Source organism: Ruegeria sp. BA2, assembly GCF_056539605.1.
Genome location: NZ_JBQFVE010000005.1, coordinates 142,523 through 161,698 on the forward strand (window position 1 = coordinate 142,523; position 19,176 = coordinate 161,698).

General features: G+C 55.9%; 18 protein-coding genes. 7 read left to right on the plus strand and 11 right to left on the minus strand.

Annotated elements, in window-relative coordinates:
- Positions 1-75 precede the first annotated feature (75 nt).
- From ACR0NN_RS12930 to ACR0NN_RS12975, 10 genes are all read right to left on the minus strand, one after another.
- Entirely contained in the window at positions 76-1,065 is a 990-nt protein-coding gene (locus tag ACR0NN_RS12930) for a nuclear transport factor 2 family protein (RefSeq protein WP_170686304.1), read from the minus strand.
- Positions 1,062-2,105: a LacI family DNA-binding transcriptional regulator gene (locus ACR0NN_RS12935; protein ID WP_480684828.1), complete on the minus strand. Its 1,044-nt coding sequence runs from the start codon at positions 2,103-2,105 to the stop codon at positions 1,062-1,064. The genes ACR0NN_RS12930 and ACR0NN_RS12935 overlap by 4 nt, the downstream gene beginning before the upstream one ends.
- Positions 2,105-2,869: an SDR family oxidoreductase gene (locus ACR0NN_RS12940; RefSeq protein ID WP_170723939.1), complete on the minus strand. Its 765-nt coding sequence runs from the start codon at positions 2,867-2,869 to the stop codon at positions 2,105-2,107. Before ACR0NN_RS12940 ends, ACR0NN_RS12935 begins: the two co-directional genes overlap by 1 nt.
- Positions 2,869-3,921, minus strand: coding sequence for an ester cyclase (locus ACR0NN_RS12945; protein ID WP_170723940.1), 1,053 nt, complete (start codon positions 3,919-3,921; stop codon positions 2,869-2,871). Before ACR0NN_RS12945 ends, ACR0NN_RS12940 begins: the two co-directional genes overlap by 1 nt.
- The gene (gene hisD, locus ACR0NN_RS12950; protein WP_170723941.1) at positions 3,918-5,249 is read right to left on the minus strand and encodes a histidinol dehydrogenase; all 1,332 of its coding nucleotides are present in this window, start codon (positions 5,247-5,249) and stop codon (positions 3,918-3,920) included. The genes ACR0NN_RS12945 and hisD overlap by 4 nt, the downstream gene beginning before the upstream one ends.
- 10 nt (positions 5,250-5,259) lie before the next feature.
- A complete protein-coding gene (locus ACR0NN_RS12955; RefSeq protein ID WP_170723942.1) occupies positions 5,260-5,790 on the minus strand; it encodes an ester cyclase in 531 nt (176 codons plus the stop codon).
- A gap of 128 nt (positions 5,791-5,918) precedes the next feature.
- Positions 5,919-7,073, minus strand: coding sequence for a carbohydrate ABC transporter permease (locus ACR0NN_RS12960; protein ID WP_170723943.1), 1,155 nt, complete (start codon positions 7,071-7,073; stop codon positions 5,919-5,921).
- Position 7,074: 1 nt separating this feature from the next.
- Positions 7,075-8,097 carry a carbohydrate ABC transporter permease gene (locus ACR0NN_RS12965; protein ID WP_170686298.1) on the minus strand — a complete coding sequence of 341 codons (1,023 nt, stop codon included), beginning with the start codon at positions 8,095-8,097 and terminating at the stop codon, positions 7,075-7,077.
- Between the two features lie 67 nt (positions 8,098-8,164).
- Entirely contained in the window at positions 8,165-9,376 is a 1,212-nt protein-coding gene (locus ACR0NN_RS12970; RefSeq protein WP_170723944.1) for an extracellular solute-binding protein, read from the minus strand.
- A gap of 73 nt (positions 9,377-9,449) precedes the next feature.
- Positions 9,450-10,496, minus strand: coding sequence for a sn-glycerol-3-phosphate ABC transporter ATP-binding protein UgpC (locus tag ACR0NN_RS12975; protein WP_170723945.1), 1,047 nt, complete (start codon positions 10,494-10,496; stop codon positions 9,450-9,452).
- A 164-nt stretch (positions 10,497-10,660) separates the two neighbouring features.
- Here ACR0NN_RS12975 and ACR0NN_RS12980 point away from each other — a divergent pair, with 164 nt between their 5' ends.
- Together ACR0NN_RS12980 and ACR0NN_RS12985 are read left to right on the plus strand one after the other, a co-directional pair.
- A complete protein-coding gene (locus tag ACR0NN_RS12980) occupies positions 10,661-11,665 on the plus strand; it encodes an ester cyclase (protein WP_480684899.1) in 1,005 nt (334 codons plus the stop codon).
- Entirely contained in the window at positions 11,662-12,531 is an 870-nt protein-coding gene (locus ACR0NN_RS12985; protein WP_170723947.1) for an amidohydrolase family protein, read from the plus strand. The genes ACR0NN_RS12980 and ACR0NN_RS12985 overlap by 4 nt, the downstream gene beginning before the upstream one ends.
- Positions 12,532-12,643: 112 nt before the next feature.
- Here the strand turns inward: ACR0NN_RS12985 and ACR0NN_RS12990 are convergent, their stop codons facing one another.
- Positions 12,644-13,561 (minus strand): LysR family transcriptional regulator, encoded by a 918-nt coding sequence (locus ACR0NN_RS12990; protein WP_170723948.1) that lies wholly within the window; start codon positions 13,559-13,561, stop codon positions 12,644-12,646.
- A 115-nt stretch (positions 13,562-13,676) separates the two neighbouring features.
- Between ACR0NN_RS12990 and ACR0NN_RS12995 the strand changes: the two genes are divergently transcribed.
- Genes ACR0NN_RS12995 through ACR0NN_RS13015 form a run of 5 tightly spaced genes read left to right on the plus strand, consistent with a single transcriptional unit; the run spans position 13,677 to position 19,175 of the window.
- Positions 13,677-14,732: a dipeptidase gene (locus ACR0NN_RS12995; protein ID WP_170723949.1), complete on the plus strand. Its 1,056-nt coding sequence runs from the start codon at positions 13,677-13,679 to the stop codon at positions 14,730-14,732.
- A 35-nt stretch (positions 14,733-14,767) separates the two neighbouring features.
- On the plus strand, positions 14,768-16,363 hold the full coding sequence (locus ACR0NN_RS13000) for an ABC transporter substrate-binding protein (RefSeq protein ID WP_170723950.1): 1,596 nt from the start codon (positions 14,768-14,770) through the stop codon (positions 16,361-16,363).
- Entirely contained in the window at positions 16,364-17,422 is a 1,059-nt protein-coding gene (locus ACR0NN_RS13005; RefSeq protein ID WP_170686290.1) for an ABC transporter permease, read from the plus strand.
- Complete coding sequence (locus tag ACR0NN_RS13010) at positions 17,419-18,330, plus strand: ABC transporter permease (RefSeq protein ID WP_170723951.1); 912 nt, start codon at positions 17,419-17,421, stop codon at positions 18,328-18,330. The genes ACR0NN_RS13005 and ACR0NN_RS13010 overlap by 4 nt, the downstream gene beginning before the upstream one ends.
- Positions 18,327-19,175, plus strand: coding sequence for an ABC transporter ATP-binding protein (locus ACR0NN_RS13015; RefSeq protein WP_170723952.1), 849 nt, complete (start codon positions 18,327-18,329; stop codon positions 19,173-19,175). Before ACR0NN_RS13010 ends, ACR0NN_RS13015 begins: the two co-directional genes overlap by 4 nt.
- Position 19,176: the final 1 nt, after the last annotated feature.

Consider the following 19,176-nt stretch of genomic DNA (forward strand, 5'->3'; position numbering starts at 1 on the left):
CCCGCAGCGACGCCCGGTGGCAATGATACCGCCGGGTCGCTTCACGGGCGTCAAGAAAGTGAGGCACCAGAGGCATCAAACGTCCCCGGTTGCCAGCACAAGCTGTTTCCAGATCGCGGTTTCATCAAACAGCGTCCATTCGCGGCGCAGCCTGATGTCACCGCCGATCAACTCACCCCATTCGGCATGGCTGATGCCCAGAACATACAGTTCGGCACCAGTGGGTGCACCAAATGCGCCCCATCCGTCATGCTTGCCATGCAGGCTCCAACGGATCGCAGAGCGTGGCGGCATATTGGGATCGTCGCGGCCGATCTGGTGGTGGATGGTGAAAGTTGCGCTGGGCAAGGCCGAACGCAGCGACATCCAGAACTTGTCCACCGGCTCACGACCATATCCGGTTGCGCCTCCGGGATATTCCGATTGCACGGCGCGGTCATAAGTGCGCTCGACAGCGGCCATATCGGCTTCCATCATCGACGTCAGCAATTCGGCATGACGCTGCCCCCATTCGTTGTCGTTACCACGACCTGAATAGGGGCCCGCGATATCATCGGCCGGCGTAAGAGGCTTGACGCAACTCTCCGGGCCACCTTCGCGCACGATCAGATCGCGGGCGAACTCTTTCGGATCCCATCCCATCTGCCGCACGATTGCACCATTGTCTCGGATCAGCCATTCGTCATCAATCGCGTTGTTGATGGCGTGACAGTCGGCCAAAATGCGGTATTGCAGCTTTGCGCCTGTAGCCTGTCCGAATGCGCCGTCGCCCAGATGCGTTGCGGTGGACATGATGCGGTGGCTGGACAACATTCCGTCTTCGGGCGTGCCGGACCAGATCACATCCTCGCCCAACAACGTCCGGTCAGGAAACTCGGCCAGAGTCGCCATGGTCGAACCGATGACGCCCATATTCCCGGTAGAAACGCTGCCGGGCATCCGCACAACGATATCCGGGGCATAATACTGGTGCAGCGTCGAAATTCCGCGATCTTCCCAGATTTCCTTGGTTATCCCGATGATATACTCGGGAAAGTCCTTGAACTTGTTGGAAAAGCCTCTCATCCATTGGTCCTTTGTGGTGTCCAGCCCTTTGGCAGCCGCGCTGAAGTGCGCACGATCAGCGGCCCATCAATGGCCACCTTGCGTGGTTTGGCTGTCTCAGGGGTGTCGATATGTTCAAAAAGCGCAGCAACTGTTTCCGCCACCATCAGATTGGCGCGCTGCCGGATTGTTGTCAGATTATAGGCAGGCCACGCGGCAGGTGGCACATCGTCGTACCCCACGACCGAGACATCCTCGGGCACGCGCAGGCCCAGCTCGAACCGAATAACATCCATCACGGCAAGGGCCATGTGGTCATTTGCGACCAGCACAGCATCGGGCCGATCTTCTGGTGCCACGTCAAACATGCGGCGGGCGGCTGCGCGTGCGTTTTCGGTATGGAACTCACCGACGTCATGGGCAAATAGGGTCTGCCCCGCTTCGCCCAATGCGGCCCGAAATCCCGCCTCGCGGTCGCGCTGGGTTGAGGCACCCTGCCAACCGGCAATATATGCGATCCGTTTGTGGCCACCGGCCACCAGAAACTCGGCGACTTTGCGACCCCCGGCATAGTTATCTGAGGTGACCGTGGTAATGCCTTCGATATCCTGACTACGGTTGAACAGAACCACCGGTACGCCCGCTTGTTGGCAGCGCGTGGCGATATCTGAGGACATCGGGACCGACGCCAGAATGACCCCATCGACCTGATAGTCCAGAATCTCGTCCATCACGTCATCGATATTGCCCGCTGAGCGAGACGCCATGAAGATTAGAACGTGGTACCCCTGTTCCTGCAATCTGTTCGACAACTTCTCAAGCGCTTCGGGGTAGAAGTAGTTGTCCAGATAGCCGACCACCAGGCCTATGATCCGGCTTTTACCCGACACCATCGCCCTTGCCAGAACATTGGGTCGATAGCCCAACTTGGCTGCAGCTTTACGCACCTTCTCTTCGGTCTTCTTGCTGACCGATGCGCCGGGCGTAAACACCCGACTGACCGCCGACTGGCTGACGCCTGCCAGTTGCGCAACTTGAAGAGAGGTGACTTTTTCGGCCATCAGTCCGCTGTCCACCCCCCGTCGATAAGCATCGAAGTGCCAGTGACCAAGGCTGATGCGTCCGAGGCCAGATAGGCGACCGCGCCCATGATATCCTCGACCTCACCCACGCGATCCAGCTTGATTTTCTCCATAATCCAGGCAGCCCGTTCGGGATTGTCGAAAGTGGATTGGGTCAACGGCGTGCGAATGAAAGTTGGGCAGACGGTATTGATCCGAACGCCTTGCTTGCCCCATTCGATTGCCATGGCTTTGACCATCCCTTCAAGCCCGTGCTTGGTGGCGCAATAGACCGCGCGGTCGACGCCCCCCACATGACCCATTTGGCTTGAGATATGGATGATCGAACCCCGCTTGCCAGCCGCGATCAATACCTTGGCCGCATATGATGACAGGAAATAGGCCGATCGTAGGTTAACCGCCGTTACCGCGTCAAAGTCTTCGGGTGTTGTTTCGACAGCTGGCCCGTGACGGGCCAGGCCAGCAGAGTTTACCACGACCTCGAAAGTATGACTGTCAAACAAGGCTTGCATGGCACCTAGATCACCCTGATCCAGCACCTGCGTCTCGGCCGACCAGCCCTGTGCCTTTAGCGCAGCAACGGTTTCGTTCAATCGATTTGCACCGCGCGCCGCACAGACCACGTGAGCCCCAGCTTCGGCCAATGCAACAGCGCAGCCTTGCCCGATGCCCGAGGATGCCCCAGTGACAAGAGCGGTTTTTCCTTTCAGGGAAAACGAAGGGGTGCGGGGGAGGTCGGTCATCATCTCATTCCATCCGGTATTTCAATGCGGCCCATGTTTCGGGCTTTGTTGAATTCCCGCAGACGGGCAAAAACGTCAACACCTAGCTGCCGATAGGCGTCCAGCAAATCGACGAGGACCCAGTTCTCACGGATTCTGCCATTCTCCAGCCGCCAGAAATCAAGGCTGCGCATGGTGATTTTCTTGCCTGACGGTGCGATGCCCATCCAACCGTCATCCGTGACGGTCTGGATCATGTTGGGCCAGCCGGTCACAGCGGCATATTCACCATCACCAAAGAAGTGATAGGTGATTTCGTCCACATACTGACCGCGGTCTGGCATCCCGCTGAGGAATGGGATCTGGTGCCAGTTGCGAAAGCCTGCATAGCCGCGCCCGGTTCCGATCCCCGATGGGCCGTACCAATTCATGCGCGGATGCCAGAACCGTTCCATCTCCATCAATTCGGGACCGCCTTGTGATGGGTGTTTCTTTAGGTGCTCCAACATGTCGATGATGTGCTGGCAGGTCGCTTTGCCTTTCGCAGCATCATATGGACCGGTTACGATCCCATCCTGCGTTGCGGGGCCGGGGACATGCCATTCGCGCCCCAAGCTGGGTGCCATCGGCCATGCGTTGGCTTGCATCATCACTTCGGGAATGTCCCAAAGTGCCTGCATCTCCACAACTTTGCCGTCCACAAATCGATAGAACTCGTGGAAGCGTATCGTCACCTGATGACCTGTTGGCGGAATGTCCAGCCATGGTCCTTTAAAGGTGCCTGTGTAATAGCCACCGCAACCGACCCAATCCGCACCAGCTTCGTCCGGGCCAGCCATGACGATGTAATCGCGGCGCTCCAGATCGGGCCATGCGGTCAAAAGGTCGTTGTAGGCGCTGTTGTAATAGGCATCGCTGCCTGTGCTGTCCCCGAAAGGGTGACATAGGTGAAACACAGCGTCCGGTTCAGTCAACTCGGCCAGCGTCTTACGAACGCCGGCCTCGGAGAAGTCATACATGGCGGCCCTGAGCGGAGCGATCAGGGCCTTGTGCTGCGTGTGCCTGTCAGTCATTCAGCAGCGTCCCGATAAGGCGCGGGTTCGCCATAGGGTACATTGATACCGCCATAGCGACGCACGCGGACATTGCATTGTTCGGCGTGTCCCACAAAACCTTCCAGCATGCATAGGCGCGAGCCGTATTCGCCGATCAACGTCGCGGCTTCGTCTGTTAAAACTTTCTGATAGCTGTGCGTTTTCAGATATTTGCCAACCCAGAGGCCACCGGTATAGCGACCTGCTTTCTTCGTCGGCAGCGTATGGTTGGTGCCAATCACCTTATCACCGTTCGAGACATTGGTCCTTGGCCCAAGGAACAACGCGCCGTAACACGTCATATTCTCAAGGAACCAATCGTCGCGATCCGTCATGACCTGTACATGTTCAGACGCGATGTCATCGGCGACTTGCAGCATCTCATCATAAGTATCGCAGACGATGACTTCACCGTATTCTTCCCACGACACTTTCGCGGTCCCAGCAGTCGGCAGAATGCCCAGAATGCGGTCGACTTCGGACAGTGTATCCTCGGCCAGTTTACGCGAGTTGGTTAGCAGAACGCAGGGGCTGTTGTATCCATGCTCGGCCTGTCCCAGCAGGTCGGTGGCACAAAGCTCGGCATCAGCGGCGGTCTCGTCAGCGATCACCATCGTCTCTGTGGGGCCCGCAAACAGATCGATGCCCACGCGACCAAACAACTGGCGCTTGGCCTCGGCAACGAACGCATTGCCGGGACCGACCAGCATATGCACGGGATCGATCGTCTCGGTTCCCAGCGCCATGGCGCCGATGGCCTGAATGCCGCCCATGACGTAAATCTCATGCGCTCCACCCAGATGCATCGCCGCGATCACGGCTGCGTTGGGCTTGCCGTTGAACGGAGGAGTACAGGCGATGATGCGCGGAACCCCGGCAACCGAGGCTGTCGCCACAGACATGTGTGCTGAAGCCACCATTGGGAACTTGCCGCCGGGCACATAGCAGCCAACCGACTGAACCGGGATGTTCTTGTGGCCCAGAATGACACCGGGAAGGGTTTCGACCTCGATATCCAACATCGAATCGCGCTGTGCCTGCGCAAAATTGCGCACCTGTTCCTGCGCGAATTTGATATCAGCCAGTTCCCGGTCAGTCAGCTGACTGATCAGCTCATCAATCTGTTCCTGAGACAGGCGAAACGACTCGGGCGAATAGTTGTCGAACTTCTCGCTCAGCTCGCGCACGGCTGCGTCGCCGCGCGTTTCAATGTCCTTCAGCGTTGCTTCGACCACTGCACGGGTTTTGGCGTCATCTTCAGCCCGGTCAGCGTCAGACTTACCGCGTTTCAGATACTCGATTGTCATTTTTCAATCCTCAGTTTTCGGGCCGGGGCGGAACCTTTTCCCCCCGGTCAAATGCTTCCCAGCCTTCACCGTTAAACAGGTCGACACCCAGCTGAGCGGCGACATGGGCGAAATCGACATTCACCCAATTGTCGACGATCTTGCCGTCGACCACTTTCCAAAAATCCATATAGCGGATCTCGACGCGCTTGCCGGTGGGGGCGATACCCAGAAATTCGCCTGAATGGGTGGCTTCCTGACGGCCAAACGCGGCGGCCCATTCGCCCATGTAAAGACGCGCCTCATCGATGCAGGTCTTGTCTGAAAACGCCGCTTGAAATGGGCGCTGCCAGTTGTCCTGAAATTCCTTCAGGCCGGTTTTGGTCCCGCAGCCTTGATTGCCCATCCAGCGAAAGCCTTGCGAGAAAAACTCGCCGATGTCGTCAATCCGGTGGTCATTCAGACCGTCCACCATGGTCTCGATAACGCGGCGCGTATCGTCAGTTTTGCTCAGGTCCGTATCGCGGGTTAGAACCGCCTGTTCGGGACGGGAACCTTTCATGTCTATATCCTTTCAGGATTTCCAGGGAAGAGATTGGGAGAGGGGTCCCCCAACGCTCAGAAAATCCCTGGGCATCCTGTTCAGCGCCGGATGGCGCGACATGGCGTTATGGCGAGCATGATTGCTCATTAGCCTTTCACCGCACCTGCGGTCAGACCGCTGACAATCTGGCGCTGGAAGATCATCACAAGGAAGAACAGAGGTGCAATGATCGACACAGCTGCGGCAACAGCGACAACCTGGTCTGTGGTGGTGGTTTCACGATTGAACATGCCGACGATTGCCGGAACCATGGTCTGGTTCTGCGCATCCAAGAGCAACGAGGTCACGAGGAAGTCGTTGTAAGCCAGCAGAAAGCTGAACAGACCCGTGGTGATCACACCCGGCCACATGACAGGCATGATCACGCGGCGGAATGCCTGGAAGTGGTTGCAGCCATCAACTCGGGCAGCCTCATCAAGTTCGGCAGGAATGTTCTGGAAGAACGAGCGCAGCATCCAGATCGTGAAAGGCTGATTGATCGCAACCAGAACCGCAATTACGGCAAAGGGTTTTCCGTACAGGGTTGGTGCATTTTCGCCAAGGATCGGCGACAGCCATTCGGCCGAGTTGATGAAAACCGGCAGGTAGCCTGCAACCAGAACCGAATGCGGCAGCGCGCGAAAGATCAACGCGACGATCAACAGCCAAAATGCCAGCGTTGAACCCGACCGCGCAAGGCCATAGCCCGCCAGAGTACCCACAGTCAGTGATACAGTCACAACCCCGGTTGTCACGATCAGAGAATTTTTAAAGTTGTTCGTAAACCCCCGATCAATCCATACGGTTTCGTAGTGTTCGGTGGTCAGGCCCAATACGTCACGACCAAGCGGTCCCAACAGGGGGTTCAAAATGTTGAGTGCAGTGGGCAAAAGTACGACGAAGACCAGCAACAGCGCGATCAGCGTGACCAGGACACCGATAACCCAACCCAACCACTCTTGCCCGGGTTTGCTGTAGGATTTGATCATCGACGGCAGCTTTTTCATGACCAGAAGCGCGGCCGCCCAGATCGCCGCGATGCCTACGATGATGTCGAGTATCGATAACCCATTGCCCGTCGCAAGCGTCGCAGGGCCCAGGATCACGTTAAGCGCGTTGCTGTCGTAGGCATCAACCGGAGACTTAAAGCTCATAACCGTGATCCACACGATCGGGAAGGCGGCAATCAGACACCAGATCACGAGGAAGATGTTCGAGGTCAGCCGCAGGCTAAGGGGTTGGCGAAGGGCGCGCGAGGACATGTTAGTGACCTCCTTTGTGATCGCGCCAGGTCCGGCGCAGCGGAAGGATAAGCAGGATGACGATACCGATCATAGTCAGCATCGCGCTGGCCGAGGCCCGGCTGATTGACCGGTTTCCAGCCTGATCCGGAACAAGGAAATCAAAGGTCAGCCATTGCAGCGAGATGACGTAGCCCTGGCTCGAGAAGCCGACGACTTCTTCGAATACCCGATACGAGTCCATCAGGTGGATCATCGAGATGAAGATGATCAGTGGCATCAGGTGCGGGATCACGATGTATTTCATGCGTTGCCAACGGGTTGCCCCGTCAATGACAGCACTTTCCAAGCTGTCCTGATTGACGGTCTGCAGGCCGGCATAGAAGACGATGGCGGCAAATGGGGCCACGTGCCAGACGCGGTAGAACATCATCAGCACTTCGATGGTCCAGGCTTGTGCGAACAATGCGATATCGCGTTGCAGCCACCATTCAAGGAAGGCCGTCATGATACCATCGCCCCGGAACAACCAGTTGATCGAAAGGGCGCCAATAACAGGCGTGATGATAAAGGGCAGCAGCGAAATGAAGATCACTGGCCCACGGATTGATTTCGCCGCATTGTTGATCAACACCGCGATCCCCAATCCACAGACAATCACCAAGGGTAGGGTGATCAGTGTGAAGGTCAGCGTAAAACGCAGCGCTTTCCAGAAGTTGATCGTGGACAGAACGCTCCAATTGCCTTCCGTCACCGCGCGCCAGGCACGCTCGGGCTCAAGCACGTTCCGATAGCTCTGCAGCCCGACATATTCGGTTCGGGTGACAATTTCGCCATGCTCATCCAGCACGGGCTGCGAAACTTCTTCGGTCACGCAGGTCTGGGTCAGGAATCCCGGTGTACAGGTTTCCTTTTCAACCGTCTCGTAAACCGGTTGAGTAACATAGAAGCTCTGCTGAAAAACGCTCACCAGAGGGAACGCGATAAAGAGAAGCATCATAAAGACAGAGGGGCCTACAAAGGCGGCAAATGTCCTGAAATTCATGGCTCTGCCTTTCTCATGGTTCTCGAAAAAAGGAGCAGGAGGGCCGAGGCCCTCCCGCAGGGGAGTGTTAGTTGTTGATCAGACCAGCTTCTTTCGCGGCGGTAATATAGGCCGCTTCGATATCTGCCAGCGTGGTCTCGGCATCCTTGGCGCCGGTCAGATAGTCCGCCAGACCATTGCCCAGTTCGGTGTGCATGATACCCATCGGACCAGAGGACGGATAAGCACTTGCGCCGTTCTGAGCCGACGCCGCAGCACCAGCAGCCAGATCGCCGGGTGTGTAGGCTGTGTTCAACCAAACGGCTGTGTCGTTATTGGCTGCAACCATTTCACCGTCGATACCTTCCAGTGCGACCTGGAATGCAGCTTCAGCCTCTTCGTCGCTGATGTTCGACGCCAAAACGATGCCGTCCCACCAGATGGTCGTGGCAGGTGCCGCCGAGCCCATGGGCGCTGCCGACATGGTGACCTTGCCCACAACTTGGCTTTCGGCCTCATCATTCATCGCAGCGGCGCGGCTGGCCCATAGGTTCGCCATAGCGATTTTGCCCTGCTGGAACTGCTGCTGAACATAGGTCGAATCCGAGACCAGGTATTCCGGGTCCATGAACTCGGTCATCGCTTTCATGGTTTCAAGCGCCGCAACACCTTGAGGGTTGTTGATCGCGGGCATGTTGCCGTCGGTAAAGAACGAACCGCCTTCACCCAGGTACATGTTCACGAATTCCTGACCCAGGTTCCAACCGGTCTTGAACGTACCGCCGATTGGATAGTCCATGACACCGGCTTCTTTGATCTTGGCCGCTGCAGCCAGAACATCGGCATAGGTCTTTGGCTCTTCGATGCCCAGCTCGGCAAGAACGTCGTCGCGATACATCATGTGCTGGGCGTTCACCATGAACGCGACCGCCATGGTCTGACCGTCAACTTTGATAAGCTGGTTCGGCTGCAAATTCTGGCCATATTTCTCGATCAGATCGTCCAGCGGGCGGATGGTGCCTGCGTTCAGAAGCGGAATGATGGTCGCATTTGAGACGCCGCCGATCTGATAGAGCGATGGACTGGCTGCGAACGCTTCGGGTTGCTTTTCCCGGAACTCATTGTCCAGCGAAGCGCTGAAGTTACCGCATTCGGCCATCGCATCGGTGACCGCCTTCCAGGCTTCGAAACTGGCTGTCAGTGATTTGATATCGACTGTATTGTCATATGCACAGTCCGCCCAAGCGACGCTTGAGGCGATGGACATGGCACCAGCCATGAGGATTGTCTTGAGTTTCATAAATGTCTCCCTGTCAGGATCGGTCCGTCGTCGACGTCCGGACCGGTGATTTGCCCGGTTGGGCGTGATGGGGTTAGCCCCCGATCCGCGCACCGCTTCCAGCTTCGAAGAGGTGACAGATTTCTTTGGGCACCGAGAACGAGACAGGCTCGCCGATTTCGGCGCGGAATGCTTTGTCAGCTTTGACGGAAACCAGAGCACCGCCAACCCGGACCGAGATCATGGTCGCGTCGCCCAACAGCTCCAGCGTATAAATTGGAGCAGTGATTTCGCCTTGACTTTCTGCAAGGCTGGCATCTTCGGCGCGGAACCCCAGGGTCATCGGACCGTCTGCGGCATCGACCGGAATAGCCACGTTTTCAGCGCGGAATACGCCGCCAGACACTTCGCCATCCATCAGGTTCATCGCAGGCGAGCCGATGAAGCTGGCAACAAATGTATTGGCGGGACGGTCATAGATTTCGGTCGGGCTGCCCACTTGCTGCACCACACCCTGTTTCATCACGACAACGCGGTCGGCCAGTGTCATCGCCTCGATCTGGTCATGGGTCACGTAGATCGTTGTCACCGCCAGTTCGTGGCTGAGATTCTTGATCTGCGCCCGTGTCGAGACGCGCAGCTTGGCGTCAAGGTTCGACAGCGGCTCGTCCATAAGGAACACATTGGGTTCCCTAACGATTGCCCGCGCCAGCGCAACTCGCTGCCGCTGACCACCCGACAATTCGGCGGGTTTGCGATGCAAGAAGTCATCCAGTTCCACCATCGCACTGGCACGACGAACCTTTTCGTCGTGTGTCGATGGGTCGATGCCACGCACTTTCAGTGGAAAACGGATGTTTTCGTAGACGTTCATATTGGGGTAGAGCGCGTAGCTCTGGAACACCATCGCCACATCGCGATCTTTGGGTTCCAGATCGTTGACAACCTTGCCATCAACGAGGATTTCGCCTTCGGTTACGTCCTCAAGGCCCGCAATCATGCGCATCGTCGTGGTTTTGCCACAGCCCGAGGGGCCTAACAGCACCAGAAATTCGCGATCCGCAATGGTCAGATCAAAGTTATGGACCCCAATAAATGAGCCCCACCTCTTTCCGACGTTCCGTAACTGAATTTCCGCCATGGAGCCCCCTGCAAGGAATCACTATTTTGCATACGATTGCAAAACTGTAATTCGCATGTATCAAATCAGGCAAGACATTTTTGCATACGTATGCAATTATCTGGAAAAGCCCCGACTCAAACCGGCCCATCGCCAAACGTAAACAGCTGACCACAATGGCAAATATCGTGACCTTCCAAGCAGAAAAAAAACTTATCACCGCTTTCCATCAGGCCTTGGAGACAGCGGGCGTGCAAGAAACTCCAGATGTCATGAACCGATTCTGCGCGCCGGAATTGGAGTGGCACGGATTTCATCCCTTTAACAAAATCACCGGTGCCAAGCAGGTCGCGCAGGAATTCTGGCAGCCGCTCAAAAACAGTCTGACTAGCTTGCGCAATCGCATGGATATTCTGTTTGCCGGTGAGAATTCACTATCGGAAGACGCCGATGTCTGGGTGGTGACCATGGGACATCTGATGGGCTTGTTTGACCATTCGTGGTTGGGGATTCGACCGACCGGGAAAATGGCCTTCCTGCGCTATTGCGCGTTTTACAAAGTTGTTGATGGCAGAATAGTCGAAACTGCGATGTATTTCGACATTCCACATCTGATGGTGCAGGCAGGGCAGAACCCGTTCCCTCCACAAACAGCGGCTCACCTCGTGCAGCCCGGACCTGCGACCCATGATGGCCTTTTGTTCGACGAACAGCCGCAGGAAGCGAGCCACATGACGCTCGACCTTATCAACGCGATGATCGCAGACCTTGGGCAGTGGAATAGCGGGCTGTCGCTTGAGGATGAACTGGCGCGAACTTGGCACAAGGATATGATCTGGTGGGGCCCGGAAGGGATCGGCGCGACCTACACCATTGAGCGATATGCGAAACAGCACGCTGGCCCGTTCCGCGCCGGGTTTACTGAACGCGCGAAGACAAAACATATCTGTCGTCTGGCCGAAGGACACTATGGAGGCTTCTTTGGCTGGCCCAATTTCACCGCAGTTCCGGCCGGAGGGTTCATGGGCATGCCAGCGACAGGTAAAGCCGGTGAATTCCGCGTGATCGATATCTATCGCCGCGAGGGCGACAAGCTGGCTGAAAACTGGATTTTCATCGACCTGCTGCATTTCTGGAAGGGGCAGGGCATCGATATCCTAGAACGTACTGCAGGGATTGAAACCTCATGAGAATCGATGCGCATCATCACCTATGGGATCTTAGTGCCGTAGACTACCCATGGCTCAGCGAGAAAGGCATTGTCCGTTTTTTCGGCGATCCTGCTCCGATCCAGCGGGACTATTTAGTGCCTGAATTTCGTGCTGCTGCTGAGGCTCAGGGTTTTACCGCTTCGGTCCATATTCAGGTTGGTGCTGCCGACCCATGGGCCGAGGCGCAGTGGGTCCAGTCTGTGGCTGACAAATCCCCGGACTGGCCTCTGGTGCAGGTCGCATTCTGCGACTTGACGGCGTACAATCTGAGCGAAGAACTCGACCGGCTTCAGAGTTTGCCGTCCCTACGCGGGGTTCGTCAGATCATCGGCCGCGCTCCGGGTGAGGATGCCGCAACGGGCACTAACGCGTTGCTTGAGGACCCAAAATTCTTGTCTGGCCTCAGGCAGCTGGGCGAACGTGGCCTGACTTTTGACCTTCAGCTTTTGCCGGAACTGATGACGCAAGCGGCGAGTGTTCTGGCGCAAGCACCGAACACTCAAGTCGCGCTATGTCACGCCGGATCGCCGCATGATCGAACGCCAGAGGGCCTGCAGATTTGGGCGGACGCCTTGAAAACGCTTTCGGATTTGCCGCATGTCTATTGCAAGCTCTCGGGGCTTGGAATGTTCGATCACGGTTGGAGTGCCGAAAGCGTCGCGCCAATCGTATCAACATGTCTGTCGCAGTTCGAAGCCAATCGTTGCATGTTTGGCTCGAACTTCCCTGTCGACAGCCTGAGTGCCACGTATGAAGAGACCGTCTTGCGGCATCTGGAACTTGTGCCGTTTCCTATTCAGGATGATGTATTCTACAATACGGCGAAACGGTTCTACCGTATTTAACGGCGACGTTTGGCGCTTAGTTTGGCGCCCAAAGGCGGTGCACAAAAATCTATTGTTGGCGGCTGCTGCAGCCGGACACCATTAGGTTAACCCGGCTTTATGAGCTGTATAGCTAGGCTTTCTCAGAGAACGGATCTGGCGGGGTGTTCAAGCGAAGATGACGCATGAAGGCGCGCGCAATTCTTGGAACCGGCCTCTGGTCTGATACGACAAAGTGACCACGATATCTCATCGGTGATTCAAACGGGATGAAGGTCAGGTCTGGTGAGCGATACATGTAGACCGGAAAGGGGTTGATGATTGCCAGCCCCAATCCTTCGCGCACCATGTCGGCGGCGGCAAACGACGTTGAAACTTCGGCGACTATCTTTGGTTCGGCCCGCACCTGATGGAGCAAGCGGTCAAGCTGACCGCGCCTGCCGTGGCGATAGGTTAATGCGATCAAATCCTGCTCGTGCAGATCCAATGGAGAAAGATTGCTGCGATTTGCCAGCGGATGCTCTGGCCGCATCACGCAGACAGCGGGGGATTCCCTGAAGGGAATTAGTTTTATACCTGCACGGCTTTGTTCAATGCCGGTTACCGCCAGATCAAAGCGATTTTCCAACACCCCAAGCGTCACCATATCTGACGTCGTCACCTCCAGATTGACAAAAAAACCGGGATTTCCCCGCAAAAAGCTTGCGATCAGTGAAACGATGTAACGGTGGGCATAGCTGGGCGGGGCGACAAGTCGCAGCGTCTCCTGCACGGTCTCACCCGGTCCGTCTATCCTGTCCAAGGCCTCGAACAACGGATCCAAACGCATATTGAGCCTTACGGCCTCCTGTGTCGGTCGCAACCTTCCGGCATCCCGTTCGAACAGGGTTTTACCTAGCCGGGATTCCAAGCTGCCGACAGATCGGCTTACCGCAGACTGAGACAATCCGAGCTGCCGTGCGGCTGCCGCGGTCGTTCCGGCCTGCATGAGTGCACGCAACGCCTGATATTCGGGTAACGAATGCCAATTGCGTGGTTTTTTGGGTTCCATGCACCCTCTCAAATTTGACTAGCTCTATGAGTAAAACTCATCGAATTTTTTTACAATCATGATGATACCTCCTGCTAACGTGTATCGAAATGATACTATCTTGGGTGGCGCGAGGTTGAGTACTTCCCCTACTATCTTTGACGGACATAACGACGTTTTGTCGAAATTGTCGTCCTCAGCGGGCCTGCCTGAGGCTGGCCGCTTTCTAACCGGCCTCGATGGCGCGATTGATCTGGTCAAAGCCCAGCACGGTGGGTTCGGCGGTGGCTTCTTTGCGATCTGGGTTCCATCGCCAATGGATGCCGACGCAAAGATGGAAGAAATGGTTCAGCCGAGCTATGACCTCCCGCTTCCTGGTCCAATTGATGCCGAAGACGCGTTGCCTGCCGCCCTGAGCCAGATTGCAATATTGCTTGAGCTGGAACGGTTGGGTGCATTGAAGGTGGTTCGGTCTGTCGCCGATATCCGGGACTGTATTGCGCATGGTCGCATGGCTGCCATTTTCCATATTGAGGGCGCCGAAGCGATTGATGCTGATCTGCATTCACTTGATGTTTTCCATGCAGCAGGGTTGCGGTCACTAGGGCTCGTCTGGAGTCGGCCTAACATTTTTGGCCATGGTGTGCCGTTCAGATATCCATCCGGGACGGATACCGGGCCGGGGTTAACGGATCATGGGTTGCGACTTGTGCAGCGCTGCAACGCCCTTGGCATCATGCTTGATCTGTCTCACCTCAATGAAAAAGGGTTCTGGGACGTGGCGCGGCATTCCGATGCACCACTGGTGGCCACGCATTCAAATGCGCATGCGATATGCCCGCACGCCCGAAATCTGACGGATGACCAGCTGCGCACCATCGCGGAAAGCGATGGGATGGTTGGTCTGAACTTTGCAGCGGCGTTTTTGCGCGAAGATGGGCGGATGCTGTCCGACGTGCCGTTGACCCAAGTTCTACGGCACCTCGACCACATGATTGGGATAATAGGAGAGGACCGCGTAGGACTTGGATCAGATTATGACGGGGCAGTGGTTCCCGATGATGTGACTGACGTCTCGATGCTGCCCCGATTGAGAGATGCCATGGAAAACCATGGATATGGCGAAGAGCTCATCAAGAAGCTCTGCCACGAAAACTGGTTGCGTGTACTTGAGAAAACCTGGGGATCGTAACCGTTATTGAATAACTTGATGACAGAGAGGACAAAATGAACGCATTTAATAGATTGCTTACCGGTGCTGCGCTAGGGCTGGCGCTGGCCGTGACCTCGACTTCGGCGATGGCGGAAACGCCGCCGAACATGCTGGTGATTGCGAACCGTATTGACGACATTACAACACTGGATCCTGCTGAAAGTTTTGAATTTGCCGGGTCGGATGTCAGCCGGAATGTGTACCAAAAACTCGTTAATTTTGATCCGCTGGAACTGGATGCTGGGTATCAGCCGGACGTTGCTGAAAGCTGGGATGTATCGGATGACGGCAAATCGATAACCTTCAAAATCAGAGAAGGGCTGACCTTTCATTCCGGTAACCCCGTGACTGCTGAGGATGTTCAGTTTTCGCTGCGCCGCGCGATCATTTTGAACAAAACTCCGGCATTTATCCTAACCCAGTTTGGCTTTACGCCGGAAAACGTCGAGCAAACGATTGTTGCCGATGGCAACACGCTGACGATCACGACAGACAAACCCTACGCGACATCCTTCGTTCTGAACTGCCTGACGGCCACGATCGGCGGTATCGTCGACAAGAAGACGGTGATGGAACACGACAAGGACGGGGATCTGGGGAACGAATGGCTCAAGACCAACACGGCAGGTTCCGGCGCTTACAGTTTGGTAAGCTGGAAGCCTAATGAAAGTGTGACCCTGCAGTCCAACCCCGATTTCTATCTGGGTGCCCCATCGATGGAGCGCGTTGTCGTTCGTCACGTACAGGAAAGCGCCAGTCAGCGTCTGCTGTTGGAACGTGGTGATATCGACGTTGCCCGCAACCTGAACCCCGAGGACGTTGCTGGAGTGTCATCGGTTGCTGGCGTCAAGATCGCGGACGAGCTGAAAGGCCGTCTGATGTATGTCTCGCTGAACCAGAAACACCCTGAGCTCAGCAAACCTCAGGTCCGCCAGGCTTTCAAATATCTGATCGACTATGAAGGGATGCGCGATAGTTTCCTGAAAGGTCAGTACACTATTCATCAGAACTTTTTGCCGCAAACCTATCTTGGTGCGTCTGATGAAAATCCCTTTAGTTTCAACGTCGAAAAAGCCAAGGCCTTGCTGGATGAAGCCGGTGTAAGTGGGCTAGAAATCGAAGTTGGCGTGCGCGAAGCACAGGAGCGGATTGAGATCGCTCAGTCACTGCAAAATGCGCTAGGTCAGGTTGGTATCACGATGAACATCACCGTTGGTACCGCGAAACAAATTCTGGCACGCTATCGTGCACGAGAGTTGGACGTCTATCTTGGTGCATGGGGGCCGGATTATCCTGACCCGCAGACCAACGCAGGGACGTTTGCCTATAATCCGGACAATTCGGATGCGGCCAATGCGACCGGATTGTTGGCATGGCGGAATTCGTGGGATACCGGCGGGCTGACCGAGAAAACGGCTGCAGCAGTGGTAGAGAACGACACTTTGAAGCGTGCAGATATGTACAAGGAAATCCAGGCTCAGTTCCGTGAGACATCACCATTTGTCGTGATGTTCCAGCAAATCGAACAATCAGCAATGCGTGAGAATGTGACGGATTTCTCAACCGGTCAGGCGATCACGTCGGCGTCATATTGGCAGGTGACCAAGTAAATGGCTCTGGCCGAAAGACCAACTGAGGGGCGCCGCGCGGCGCCTCTTATCCATTGGATCAAGAGTATCCTGAAAACTCTTGGTACAATTGCAATTACGATGCTCGGACTATTGTTCGTGACCTTTATAATCGGGCGGGTCATGCCGATCGACCCGGTCTTGGCGATCGTGGGTGAACGCGCCTCGCAATCGACTTACGACGCAGTCTACCAGGAACTCGGTTTGGATAAGCCGCTGCTGGTGCAGTTTGGGTATTACCTCTGGGATGTTTTGCACGGAGACTTTGGAGACTCGCTGCTGAATGCGCGTCCGGTGTCCGAAGATATTGCGCGCGTTTTTCCAGCGACGCTGGAACTCGCGACACTGGGTGTAATGATCGGCATCTTTCTAGGAGTTCCATTGGGAGTGATTGCTGCCGTTAAGCGCGGGTCCTGGATCGACCAGATTGCGCGTGTCGTTGCCCTTGTTGGTTACTCAATGCCGATCTTTTGGCTGGGGCTTATGGGACTGCTGGTCTTCTACGGCATTCTTGGCTGGGTTGGTGGGCCGGGGCGGCTGGATATTTTCTACGAGGATATCGTGCCCACGCGTACCGGGATGATCTTGGTCGACAGTGCCATCGCCCGAGACTGGAACGTCTTCCGCAATGCACTGTCACACATCATCCTGCCCGCCGCTCTGCTGGGGTATTACTCGCTGGCCTACATCAGCCGGATGACGCGATCCTTCATGTTGGAGCAGTTATCGGCGGAATATGTCATCACCGCTCGCGTCAAAGGCCTTTCCGAGCGACAGGTTATTTGGCGCCATGCTTTCAAGAATATTCGAGTGCAGCTTATTACAGTCATCGCACTAAGCTACGCCAATCTTCTGGAAGGGTCTGTTCTGACCGAGATCATCTTTAGCTGGCCGGGGATCGGTAGCTATATCACGACCGCTTTGCTGAGTGCTGATATGAATGCCGTTCTCGGAGGAACTGTTGTGGTTGGGCTGATTTTCATCTGCCTGAACATATTCTCCGACCTTCTGTACCGTTTCTTTGATCCGAGGTCGAAATGAGCGACATGACTTTGCGTCAGTGGCTGCTGACCGACGAACCCACATCACGCCGCCATGCCAGATTGGCCAGCTTGTACAAAGGATGGCTGACCTTGCGATCAAACTCGATGGCGATGGTTGGGTTGGCGATCCTTGTTATCCTTGTTCTGACTGCAGTTTTTGCGCCTATCCTCGCGCCGCATGATCCATTTGTTCAGGATCTGTCCAGCCGACTCCTTCCTCTCGGGTCCGAAGGACATTTGCTGGGGACTGATAGTCTGGGACGCGATCTTCTATCACGTCTGATCTATGGGGCACGGATCACCCTTTATATCGTTGCACTGGTCGCGATTATTGCGCCGATTGCTGGGCTGTTGGTTGGTACGGTTGCGGGGTATGCTGGGGGATGGACAGATGTGATCCTTATGCGGATCACCGATATATTTCTCGCCTTCCCACGGCTGGTTCTGGCGTTGGCTTTTGTTGCTGCACTCGGGGCAGGGATTGAAAACGCGGTTCTGGCAATCTCGCTAACAGCCTGGCCACCATACGCGCGCATGGCGCGGGCGGAAACACTTACGATCAGGTCGACCGACTATATCAACGCGATCCGCCTTCAAGGGGCCGGGCCACTGCGGATCATCACCCGACACATTTGGCCGCTATGTATTTCATCACTGATCGTGCGGGTCACACTCGACATGGCTGGGATCATTCTGGCGGCAGCCGGTCTTGGGTTTCTTGGGCTGGGGGCGCAACCTCCGAGCCCGGAATGGGGGGCGATGATATCCGAAGGTCGCAGGTTCATCCTTGACCATTGGTGGGTTGCCACTGTGCCCGGGCTTGCAATTTTCACAGTTTCCCTGGCCTTCAACCTATTGGGCGATGGGCTGCGAGATGCTCTGGACCCAAAGGATGGTGGGCAATGAAGTTACTCGACATCGAAGACCTTTGGGTCCGCTTCCCAACCCGTCAGGGCGTGTTCGATGCTGTACGCGGTGTCTCGTTCTCATTGGGGCGTGAACGTCTGGGGATCGTGGGCGAAAGCGGGTCCGGGAAGTCGATGACGGGGCGGGCCATTCTGCGCCTGATCCGCAAACCGGGTATAGTCGAGGCAAACCACATCAATCTGGAAGGTCGCGACCTTTTGCAGTTTACAGAGCGCGAAATGCGCAGCGTGCGGGGCAAGCAGATTTCGATGGTCATGCAGGACCCAAAGTTCTCTTTGAATCCCGTGGTCACAGTTGGCGAGCAACTCATGGAGGCATACCTTCAGCACAATTCCGGCTCAAAACCGCGGGCCAAAAAGATGGCGATCGAGATGCTCGAAAATGTCTCGATCCGTGATCCCGAACGGGTAATGCGGGCTTACCCGCATGAAGTGTCAGGTGGTATGGGGCAGCGTATCATGATTGCCATGATGCTGATCCCGAACCCCAAGATTCTGATCGCGGATGAGCCGACCTCGGCATTGGATGTCAGTGTCCAGCGTCAAGTGCTGAACATCATGGACGGATTGGTCAAAGAACGGGGGATGGGCCTGATATTCATCAGTCATGACCTGAATCTGGTGTCCGAGTTTTGTGATCGTGTCCTTATTATGTACGCAGGCCGGATCGTTGAAGTCTGTGAAGCGGACAAGCTACATCAGGCGCAACATCCGTACACCCAAGGGCTGCTGAACTCGCTGCCGCGCCTTGACGAAAAGTGCTCGCATCTAAGTGTTCTGACCCGCGATCCCGATTGGTCAGAAGCGCCGAGCGTGAGGGGGTGAA